Below are 10,350 nucleotides of genomic sequence, written 5' to 3'. Positions count from 1 at the left end.
GGAACGAATCAACACCCACTAGGAGCGCCCCTGTACGTGAGAGTCGTCACGGGTGCCGAACATGATCGATGACCCGTTCGTTAATCAAGATCGGCACCCAAGTGCGCATCTGGTTACGCTTAACACCACAAATAAGCGATACCGACAATGCACCGGACTCGACGTAAAACGCGAAATGGGATCACTGTGCGGATGACCGACCGGGATCCCAGACCGGAATGACGGGAACAGCGAAGGGAAGGACGGTGACAGCGATGACAACGAGAAACAGCACGACGCAGCGTGTTCACGCACTGCCGCCCAGACCCTTGACCTCCCTATTTCCGTCTCTACTCCCTACCTTGCTCTCGTTTATCGGTCTGACCGCAGTGATCGTCGGGATCCTCGCCATGCACGTATGGATGGGCGGTCACGGGTCTACGGCCCACCACAGCGCCGGCCCGACCACCTTCAGCTCTACAGTGAGCTCCACTGACGCGCGGACAGTGTCCGCAGCGACCACCGCTGACCAAGCCCCGGTATCTCACGCAGCAACCTCACCAGATCACGCCCATGCCGGGCCTACTGGGCAGGTCCTGGCTGCAATAACTTCTCCGGTCGGTGATTCATCCGATCACACAGTGGCTGCAGGGTGCGGTGAGAACTGCGCAGATGAGATGGCGCTGAGCATGTGCGTGCTGGCAGTGGTCCTCGTGGGCATCGCCTGGCTCCTCACCCCGACCGCACGAGGCCTGATATCTTCGCTGATCCGGCGTGGACCACCCGTGACGTACTGGGCATCCCGACCAGCGCCCACCCCTTCACTGACTAACCTCTGCATCAGTCGCACCTAGAATCCGCGGCCCACACCCATCACAACCGGTGGCAAGGGCCAGCTTTCTCGCGTGCCCGCTGCGTCGCCTCGACATATCCAACCTGGATCGACGGCACAGCCGGCACTTGCTGCCCGCCCCTCACCTTTTTCGGGCGGAAGCGACTGACAGCACACCCATCTGAGCTTTGAAGGATCTGACTGATATGAAGCATTACCTGTCCCTTGCCGCCCTGAGCCTCACAACGGCCCTCACCCTCTCCGCCTGCGGCACCGACTCCGGCGACACCACCAGCACCAGCACTGACACCACCAGCACCGAAGCTGCAGCCCCTGCCTCGAGCGCGGCCGCTGAAACGTCCCCGTCCACTGACGCGTCGACAAGCACCAGTTCGGCCGCTGTATCTGAGGAGCACAATGACGCGGACGTCATGTTCGCGCAGATGATGATTCCCCATCACAAGCAGGCCGTGGAGATGAGCGACATGATGCTCGCCAAGGACGGCATCAGCCCCGACATCACGGCTCTCGCGACGAAGATCAAGGACGCCCAAGGACCTGAGATCGAGACCATGACCGGCTGGCTGGAGGCCTGGGGTGAGCCCATGGAGCCCGAAGGCGGCTCAGAGGGCCACTCCATGAGCACCATGGGATCGGGAATGGGATCCGACTCCGAATCAGACACTGACTCTGACTCCGCGTCCATGGGAAGCATGGAGGGAATGATGAGCGAGGACCAGATGTCCGAACTTGACTCCGCCGAAGGCACCGAGGCATCCCGCATGTTCCTCGACTCCATGACAGCCCACCACGAGGGCGCAATCGGCATGGCCCAGACCGAGATCACTGACGGCGAGAACCCGGAAGCGATCGAGCTGGCCGAAACCATCGTCGACACCCAGCAAGCCGAAATCGACGAGATGAAAGAGCTCCTCGCGGGCCTCTGACCATACCAGCTCCACTTCGCAGTCCATCCCTTGATTCAGACCCGAGAGGATTTGATCCAAGGGATGTGATTGCCCTCTGACAGGTGCCGGTGTGGGTGTCCCCGTTCCATCCGCACCGGCACCGTTTCGACCACTCACCAACTAATGAGCTTCGACCCATATAAGGACTGCCCGTTGTCTTCGTCCCTGTCCCGCACCGCACGCCTTGGCCTGACCGCAGCCCTTGCCGTGCTGCTCAGCGCCTGCACCACCACTACGACCTCCACATCGACTTCTGCACCGGATTCGATGTCGGCGGGCCCGACGGCCACGGCCGGGTACCCGTCCGGGCACATCCACGGAATGAGCGTCGACCCGGGTACCAACCGCATCCTGCTCGCCACACACGACGGACTGTTCAACGTCACCCAGTCTCCCGCCCAGCAGGTCGGCCCGTCGATCGACCTTATGGGTTTCACCAGCACCGGCGATGGAACCCTCTACGCGTCAGGGCATCCCGGACCAGGCACCGAGCTTCCCAACCCGGTCGGTCTCATCACGAGCACCGATGACGGCCGCACCTGGAAGCCTGTGTCCCGCCAAGGCGAAACGGACTTCCACTCCCTCGCTGCAACCAACGACGGTCTCATCGGTCACGAAGGCCAGATCCTCACAAGCCCTGACGGACATCACTGGACTGTCACCACGGATGAGGTACCTGCCTATAACCTCGCCGCCGCCAGCAGCGGAACCGTACTCGCCACCACCGAACAAGGCCTGTACCGGTCAGAGGACAACGGAACAACCTGGGAAACCGTGCCGGACGCTCCCCTCATGATCTTCACGACCTTTGCCGGCAATACCGCCATCGGCGTCACCCCCGACGGAACAATCCACACCAGCGTCGATGCCGGCCTCACCTGGGCACAGCGAGGCTCCATCCAGGGAGAACCGGCAGCCATCGCCGCAGCACACACCAACGACGACACACATCGCATCTGGGTCGCCACCGCCGAAGGAATCGAAGTTTCCAGCGACAACGGAGCTACCTTTACACCCCTCGCCGCACCCTAGGACTGGCCCAACCACCGACAAACAGGTCCGCCGGATCACCACCGGGTCGAGGGTCGACGCGCCTCCTGACCACAGGGGCACGGCAAAAGCTCCCCCACGCTCCGCTGCTTTTCCCGCACCCAAATGGACAGCAGGAACCAAGGGACCTCCTGCACACACCCACCTAAGTCACCGACACGGGGAAGCTCACCTCAAGCGAATGGTGGACGTGCACAGCCTCCATGAGCGCGGGGTTAGGACAGAGAAGCCAGAGAAGTACGCCGACCTGATTGTCGGCGCAATCTCGTACTGTCCGTGCGTGGGCCAGAACAAAAATCACGCCGTCTACTACGCCAAGCGGATGGACGAGCGGATCGAGGAGTTCGTCATGCGTGAGGAACTGATCATGCTCACCGCGGCCGAGCTCGACGTCGAGAACTGCCGACCCATTGACTTCCCCGAGCCACGCAGGGTGTACGCGTGGATTCGCTACCCATCAAAGGCAATCCGTATACAAGCCCACGCAATCGCGTACACCCACACGGCTGTGAAGATTCGATTCCTCGAACCTCTCATCAAGATTCAGCGCGAGGGCTGGGTATGGCTTAGTGCGGTTACACCCGCGCCACCTGAGGAGTAGGACAACGCGCGCTGGACTGAACTGCCTTGTTAATGGGTGGAAGCGAGACCGCACCACACGGTCTCGCTTCCGGGTTTTCCTCGTGACAAGGAAATCTATAGGGCTCCAGTACCGCCGGGAGCCGTGCGTGCATCGTATCCACCAGGCCGTGATCCTCCCCCACTGGGTGGACCACACTGGCCCCCTGATGTGAAGAGATCCAAGTGCGATTTCCCTACTGGTTCGTGACCGGGGGCAGGAGGTCGACTGGATAAGCGGTCCACTGAACGTCTAGCAGAGGGCGCAGGGTCCGCGCAGAGGCGGCAGGGCCTCGTGCCTTGCCGCCTCTGTCCCCCGCTCCCCCGTTACTCGGCGGTCTTGGTGTCCTTCATGGCGTGCTCGGTGATCAGGGACTCGACTTCGCTGAGGGTGTACCCCCACTCCTCGAGCTGAAAAAGGTAGTAGGCGGCCTGTGGGCCGGGGCGTCGCCATGATTCGCGGCTGAGGTCCGCCTCGTGCGCGGCGAGCATCATCGCCAGGACCGCCTTGTCAGGATTCGTGGTCGGCTTCTCCACCAGGGCCCGGTACGCCCGGTAGTCGGGGTCGGTGACACCCGCGAGGCTGGCGGCGAGTTCGTGCTTCTGCGCCGTCGCCCGGGCGATGCTGTTGCCGTAGTTGGCGAGCGTCGTGGCTGTGAACTGCGCCCAGCCCTTCGGCGGGGTCTTCCGCCCCAGCAGGGTCGTCAGCCATCCCTGCCTGACCTCGGTCGCGGCGTCCCACTTCTTATTGTTCTGGATCACCGTGCGGCGCTCCTCCTTCTGCGCGTCCGTCATCGGCCCTGACTGGCCTGCCGTGGGGCTCATACCGAGTCCTTCGCGGATCGTGAACCCATGGTCCCGGAAGTTCGCGATCACCGCGGTCACCTGAACCTCGTTCCGGTAGGTCGTGCTAATAACCACGGCATTCGCGTCGTCCTTCGTCGCTTTCTCGCCGTCTGCTCGCAGCAGCATGTGGGGGTGCTGGTGCTCCGGCATTCCGTACCCGGCACCATCGACGACGGTGTTGCCGAGGGCTTCCTGCTCGGTCGTGGCCGCCGCGATGAGGCGGGCGGTGCTGCGCTCGGCGCGGAGGTAGGCGACCTGGTGGTCGAACTGCTCGGGCTGGACCTCGAGGATGTGCTGCAGGCGCTTCACGGTCGCCTCCTCGTCACTGAACTCCTCCAGCGCCGCTGACTGCTCCAACGTCCACCCGGCTGTAAGAGCTTCGGTGGCCGTGGTGTTGGCGCGGACCTTCAGCGCGGTTTCCACGGTGGTCTTCTTCGTGCCGGTCTTCTTGGCGATCTGCGCGGCCGTGATGCCCATGAGGGACAGCTGGTGGAACGCTTCGGTGCGGTCCCGGTCGTTCAGGGCCAGGCGCTGGTCGTTCTCGACCATCTGTTGCACCAACCGGTCTGCTTCCGTCAGTGAGGCGACGACGTAGACGGGCATGGTGGGTTGGGCGGTTTCGACGGCGGCAAGGGTGCGCCGCTGCCCGTACAGGACGTGCACACCGGCCTCGGTGCGGTGGGCGACGACGGGCTGGAGGACGCCGTGCTGCTTGATGGAGGCAAGGAACTCAGGATCGAGCCGGACGTCGGCGCGCACGTTGGCGTCGATGGTGAGCTGGGTTGGGTCGAGGTGTTCGAGGACAGCTGTGGTGCTGGTCATGGTTGGTGCTCCTTCGGTCACGAGGTGGGGAGAGAGCCTGTGGTGAGCCAGCTGGTACTTGGCCCTTCCCCCGTTGTTTTTTGCCTGCTGGCGAACTCGCTCGCTCGTCCCCGACGGAGCAGTGTTCAACCCCGAAGGGCGGAGGCGGGTAGAAACCTCGAAGGAAATAAGCGACGCAGGAGCGCCGGAGAGGCTTTGTGGCCGGTGACGTCGGCGTAGCCGATTGATGGTGTGGAGCGGGGGCGCACAATCGGAAGGACAGCAGACAAAAAACATCCCGGCTCGGATGCGACGAAGGAGCAGCCGGGACGGTGACAGGCCGAAGCGAAGCGAAGGACCATTGCCCTGGTTGGAGCCTTCGCGGAAACCAGGGAAGCACGACAACCGCCGGCCGTCTACGGGTGCCGGCATGAAGAAGGGCGGCACAACCGGTGGTTGTGCCGCCCTAAATGGGGCTTGGTGTTGCTCGGGCGTATCTACCCGAAGAGATCCTTGTCTGCTGCCGGCGTCCAGGTGAGGTCCACGCGCACTGGGTGGGAGAACGTGACGGGCTCGGCCTTCAGGCGGTCCTCGAGCAGGTCCTCGGCGGTGGGGGTTGCGAGCTTAGGTGTGTGGAGGCTCAGGCTCTCGCTGAACGGCTTCGTCATGGTGATGCTCGAGGCCGGTTGCGCGATGTAGTCCGTGGGTCCCATAGGTGCCTCTTCCTCGTTGGTGGCTTGGTTGTCACTGTACGGGCCGGCCCTGTCAGTCCCGGCGGTGGTTCCCGGTCAGTGTTGTGCGGTAGGTGCAGCTCGTGGCTGGGTGTGGTGGTCGCGTCAGCGTGTCCGGCGGCGGCCGGGGGAGATGTTCCTATAGACAACCCCTTTGCTTGTTTTACATAAGAGTGCGCCAGTTAGCCGATGGCATTTCTAAGTTGGGCAAGGCTCGGTGCGCCTGCTGGCCCGTCGTCGGTCATATACATGCGGCAGGCAAGTGCCGCTGGAGCAGACGCATCACCGAAAGGGTCGATGCCGTCGATGAGGATGGTTGGAGAGCCGGGGAATCCGGCGCGCTCTGCCGCCTCAATTGTGTCGACGACCTGGCATCTCACAACGATGTCCGGGTGGTCCGTAGCAAGCAGCTGTAACCGCTCGTCAGCGGTCATCCAGTTCGGGCAACCATCAAAGTACTGCAGGGTGATATTCATGCATTCACGGTAAACCTTGCATCGGGGTACAAGGTCAAGCCGTAGGATCGAATCATGCTCATCGGGGAGGTATCCGCCGCCACGGGCGTAGACAGTCAAACCATTCGCTTCTACGAACGCCAACGACTACTGCCCGAGCCTCACCGCGCCGCCAACGGGTACCGGACCTACGACACCGCAGCTATTGATCGGCTGCGCTTCATCCGCGCAGCCCAAACCGCGGGCCTCACATTGGCTGACATTGCGCAGGTCCTCAACCTTCGGGATGCCGGCCAAGCGCCCTGCAGTCACGTATCACTGGTCCTCGAACAGAAACTTGCTGAGGTCCGGGCACGGCAACAAGAACTCGCTGACCTGGCAGTCGAGCTCGAGCAGCTCATCGAGATCAGCCACACCATGGACCCCGAGGATTGCGGGCCACAAGACATTTGCCGCATCATCTCGAGCACGTGAGGCCCGGAGAACAAGCACCTATCGTGCATCTGGGTCGCACTTCTAAACTGACCTATGACTCGGACCAGTGAGGCCACGGCAGCTTGTTCATGTTGTGGCCGGCATCTCGCTCTCAAAAAACTGTATACTTTGGCCGACGGTGCAGCCTATATTTGCCGGCCATGCGGGCTTTGGGTTGCGATCCGACGTCCCTAACGACCGAGGTTACTCGCCACCACGAGCGGCGGCCCGGGGAAATGTTCCGTTAGACAAGCCCAGCTCGAAAAGTCATCGCTGTGTGAGCCGAGACTAGAGTTATCTACGGAGTAGTTTCCCTATTCAGACCCCGACGACGGTGAGCCAGCCAGCCAGGGCGAGGAGGGTGATGATCAGGACCGGGATGGTCAGGACAATGCCGGTGCGGAAGTACTGGCCCCAGCCGATGTGGATGCCCTTGCGATCCAGGACGTGCAGCCAGAGCAGGGTCGCGAGGCTGCCGATGGGGGTGATCTTCGGGCCGAGATCGGAGCCGATGACGTTGGCGTAGATCATGGCTTCCTGCGTCAGCCCTGTTGCTCCCGCTGCTCCGATGGCGAGGGAGGCGATCAGGACGGTTGGCATGTTGTTCATCAGAGACGCTAGGACCGCGACAATAACGCCGACACCGAGGGCGGTGATGAGTACACCGTTGTTGCTGATGGCCGAGAACACCCCGGCGAGTTCGTCGGTGATGCCCTGGTTCCGCAGCCCGTAGACGACCAGGTACATGCCGATGGAGAACAGGACGATCTGCCAGGGCGCTTCCCGCAGAATCCGGGGTACCGAGATCCGTCCATCCGGAAGGACCGGCGTACCGCCACCAGCTGAGGAGAGGGTTGCGTCGTCGCCGTCCGCAGTGGATGTCTTCATATCGGCGGTGGAATGAGTGCCGTTCGCGTTGCCGCCGGTGGAGCGGTGCGCCGCGCTGACGGTTTCGTAGTCGAGGTCGGCCGCCCTGCCAGCTACATCAGTGTCAGACGTTGATCCCTGCACTACGGAAGTCAGCACCGAGGCTGTTGCCGGGACTGCGCTCCGGAGGAAGAGGAAGGCTGGTTTGCGGGATGCGACGAGCATGAGGACCACGGCGCCGAGACCGGCCACGGCAGACAGTGGAATGTGCAGTGGTTCCGCGGCGAAGTAGCCGATGAGCAGGACCCCGAGGATCACCCAGCCGGTCTTGAACGTGAGGGGGTCCGCAATCGCTGACTTGGGTGTCTCGAGGACGCTCATGTCGTAGTGGCGTGGGATGACCTTGCGGAAGAACAGGAGGAGGACGCCGAGGCTCGCGGCGACGGACACTATGCCGACCGGAACCATGACGGCGGCGTAGCGGGCGAAGCTGATGTCGAAGAAGTCGGCGGTGACGATGTTGACGAGGTTCGAGACGACCAGGGGCAGGCTGCCGGCGTCGGCGATGAAGCCGCAGGCGATGACGAACCCGAGGGACGCTTTGGCCGGGAACTTCAGGGCCAAAAGCATCTGGATGACGATCGGGGTGAGGATCAGCGCTGCGCCGTCGTTCGCGAACACCGCCGCGATCGCGGCGCCGAGCAGCACGATGAGCGTGAACAGGAGCCGCCCGTTGCCTCTGCCCCAGCGGGCGACGTGCAGGGCCGCCCATTTGAAGAAACCCGATTCGTCGAGGATCAGCGAAATGATCACGATCGCGACGAAAGCGAAGGTCGCATTCCACACGATGTCCCACACCACCGGTATGTCCGACAGGCTCACCACCGTAGTGAGAAGCGCGAGGACAGCGCCGCCGAGGGCGGACCAGCCGATGCCAAGGCCCTTGGGTTGCCAGATGACCAGGGTCAGGGTGGCAAGGAAGATCAGAACAGCGACCACGGTCATGGCAGTCATAGCAGCAGGGCTCCTAACAGGAGGGCAGGAAGAAACGCACCGACGAACTCACCGGCGAAGAGGTGGGGTTGGGGTTAGCGGGTGGTGAGGGTGGTGTGAAGTGTGGTGACGCGGTCGAGGATGTCGTCGCGGACCAGGCGCATCCGTTCGATCCCGTCGATGCCGCGTTCGCTGGGCTCGTCTGTCTCCCACCGCTCATACAGGGTGCCTTCGACCTCGTCGACCTGCGCTTCGGCGCCGAGGATGACGACAAGGTCCGCCTGCTCCTGGTCCTTGGCTGTAATCTGCCGGGGGACATTCTGACTGATGTCTACCCCGACCTCGGCCAGGACCTCAGCTGAGAGGCCGTTGACCGCGGACCCGGGCTTGGACCCGGCAGAGGCTGTGGTCACGGAGTCCCCGGCGACCTTGTTCATCAGGCCGGCAGCCATCTGGGACTTGCCCCCGTTCTTGACACACACGAACAGGACAGCGGGCCTGTCGGCCTTGAAACTCACAGGGGCACTCACTTCTTCTGGTCTGACGGGAGGAAAGCAGGGGGCAGGAAGGAACCAAGCAGGAAACGGGTAGGAACCGGGCAGGAACCGGGCAGGAACCGGAAGGGCTGCTGGGGGTGTTACTTGGGCTCGGCGAGGACGCCGGCGAGAGCGTCCAGGGCACCGGGCACGATGGAGAAGTACGCCCACACGCCGCGCTTCTCGCGGTGCAGGATCCCGGCGTCGACGAGGATCTTCAGGTGATGAGACACCGTGGGCTGCCCGAGGTTCAGCGGTTCGGTGAGATCACACACGCACGCCTCGTTCTTGGCGCTGGCCGAGATGAGGGAGACCAGACGCAACCGGTTCGGATCGGCGATCGCCTTGAACTGTTTGGACAGCTCCTCGGCCCGCTGCGCGCTCATCGCCGGCATCCCGGATGGCACGCAGCACCGACCCTCATCAGCCACCTCAGTGGTCGCGAGGTCCGTGTCTGCAGCCAGGATCCGAGGCTCGGAGATCGTCGTCATGCCCCCAGCATACCTGCACATTGACAATCGTCGATATAGATCCGCATACTCAATATCGAAGCCAGTCAATCTCTTGTCGGATGCCTGCGGAGGCAGTATCTGAGGAGCTGTTCGACTCCTATCCATCATTCACAAGGCCTGTCCGGATCACCGGGACAGCGCAAAAACCGAAGGATTCCCCATGACCACCGAAACAGCAGAAACCACCTCTGAGACGGACCCGACAGACACCTCGACTGAGAAGAAGCCGTCGGTCCTGTTCGTCTGCGTTCACAACGCAGGGCGGTCGCAGATGGCGGCCGCGTACCTGAATCACCTCTCCGAGGGACGAATTGAGGTCCTGTCCGCCGGCTCCCAGCCCGCCGATCAGATCAACCCATCAGCCGTGGAAGCGATGAAGGAAGAGGGTATCGACATCACCGCCGAGACCCCGAAGATCCTCACCACTGAGGCCGTGAAGGCCTCCGACGTCGTCGTCACCATGGGCTGCGGGGACGAGTGCCCGTACTTCCCTGGCAAGCGGTACGAGGACTGGGTCCTCGAAGACCCAGCCGGTAAGGGTGTCGAGTCCGTCCGCCCGATTCGCGACGAGATCAAGGGCCGTATCCAGCAGCTCATCAAGGAACTCCTGCCCACCGGTGCTGGCACAGGTACGCAGAGCACCTGACCCTCAGCTCTCCCCGTTCGTCGCTTCCAGGATTGAAAGGCA

General features: G+C 62.8%; 11 protein-coding genes. 5 read left to right on the top strand and 6 right to left on the bottom strand.

The window, feature by feature from the left end; translation table 11 throughout:
- Positions 1-1,017: 1,017 nt before the first annotated feature.
- The 3 genes from D6T63_RS18025 to D6T63_RS18015 all read left to right on the top strand — a co-directional run bounded on the left by D6T63_RS18025 (position 1,018) and on the right by D6T63_RS18015 (position 3,430).
- Entirely contained in the window at positions 1,018-1,758 is a 741-nt protein-coding gene (locus tag D6T63_RS18025) for a DUF305 domain-containing protein (RefSeq protein ID WP_120150665.1), read from the top strand.
- Positions 1,759-1,932: 174 nt separating this feature from the next.
- The gene (locus D6T63_RS18020) at positions 1,933-2,811 is read left to right on the top strand and encodes a F510_1955 family glycosylhydrolase (protein ID WP_235830854.1); all 879 of its coding nucleotides are present in this window, start codon (positions 1,933-1,935) and stop codon (positions 2,809-2,811) included.
- Positions 2,812-3,010: 199 nt separating this feature from the next.
- Positions 3,011-3,430, top strand: a complete 420-nt coding sequence (locus tag D6T63_RS18015) for a hypothetical protein (RefSeq protein ID WP_120150663.1) — start codon at positions 3,011-3,013, stop codon at positions 3,428-3,430.
- A gap of 344 nt (positions 3,431-3,774) precedes the next feature.
- Here D6T63_RS18015 and D6T63_RS18010 read toward each other — a convergent pair whose 3' ends face one another.
- The 3 genes from D6T63_RS18010 to D6T63_RS18000 form a co-directional block, all read right to left on the bottom strand.
- Entirely contained in the window at positions 3,775-5,115 is a 1,341-nt protein-coding gene (locus D6T63_RS18010; RefSeq protein ID WP_182977108.1) for a ParB/RepB/Spo0J family partition protein, read from the bottom strand.
- Between the two features lie 476 nt (positions 5,116-5,591).
- On the bottom strand, positions 5,592-5,807 hold the full coding sequence (locus tag D6T63_RS18005) for a hypothetical protein (RefSeq protein ID WP_120150659.1): 216 nt from the start codon (positions 5,805-5,807) through the stop codon (positions 5,592-5,594).
- A gap of 200 nt (positions 5,808-6,007) precedes the next feature.
- The gene (locus D6T63_RS18000; RefSeq protein WP_120150657.1) at positions 6,008-6,301 is read right to left on the bottom strand and encodes a thioredoxin family protein; all 294 of its coding nucleotides are present in this window, start codon (positions 6,299-6,301) and stop codon (positions 6,008-6,010) included.
- Positions 6,302-6,355: 54 nt separating this feature from the next.
- Here D6T63_RS18000 and D6T63_RS17995 point away from each other — a divergent pair, with 54 nt between their 5' ends.
- Positions 6,356-6,754 (top strand): heavy metal-responsive transcriptional regulator, encoded by a 399-nt coding sequence (locus D6T63_RS17995; protein ID WP_120150655.1) that lies wholly within the window; start codon positions 6,356-6,358, stop codon positions 6,752-6,754.
- Between the two features lie 318 nt (positions 6,755-7,072).
- Here D6T63_RS17995 and D6T63_RS17990 read toward each other — a convergent pair whose 3' ends face one another.
- From D6T63_RS17990 to D6T63_RS17980, 3 genes are all read right to left on the bottom strand, one after another.
- On the bottom strand, positions 7,073-8,635 hold the full coding sequence (locus D6T63_RS17990; RefSeq protein ID WP_220725976.1) for an arsenic transporter: 1,563 nt from the start codon (positions 8,633-8,635) through the stop codon (positions 7,073-7,075).
- Between the two features lie 74 nt (positions 8,636-8,709).
- The gene (locus tag D6T63_RS17985; RefSeq protein WP_220725975.1) at positions 8,710-9,132 is read right to left on the bottom strand and encodes an arsenate-mycothiol transferase ArsC; all 423 of its coding nucleotides are present in this window, start codon (positions 9,130-9,132) and stop codon (positions 8,710-8,712) included.
- Between the two features lie 119 nt (positions 9,133-9,251).
- Positions 9,252-9,641 carry an ArsR/SmtB family transcription factor gene (locus D6T63_RS17980; RefSeq protein WP_120150653.1) on the bottom strand — a complete coding sequence of 130 codons (390 nt, stop codon included), beginning with the start codon at positions 9,639-9,641 and terminating at the stop codon, positions 9,252-9,254.
- A 181-nt stretch (positions 9,642-9,822) separates the two neighbouring features.
- On the opposite strand from D6T63_RS17980, the gene D6T63_RS17975 reads away from it, so the two are divergent.
- On the top strand, positions 9,823-10,308 hold the full coding sequence (locus D6T63_RS17975; RefSeq protein ID WP_120150651.1) for an arsenate reductase ArsC: 486 nt from the start codon (positions 9,823-9,825) through the stop codon (positions 10,306-10,308).
- Positions 10,309-10,350 lie beyond the last annotated feature (42 nt).

This window comes from Arthrobacter cheniae, assembly GCF_003602275.1.
Classification (GTDB): Bacteria; Actinomycetota; Actinomycetes; order Actinomycetales; family Micrococcaceae; genus Arthrobacter_D; species Arthrobacter_D cheniae.
This window is presented reverse-complemented; position numbering and strand designations above follow the sequence as displayed.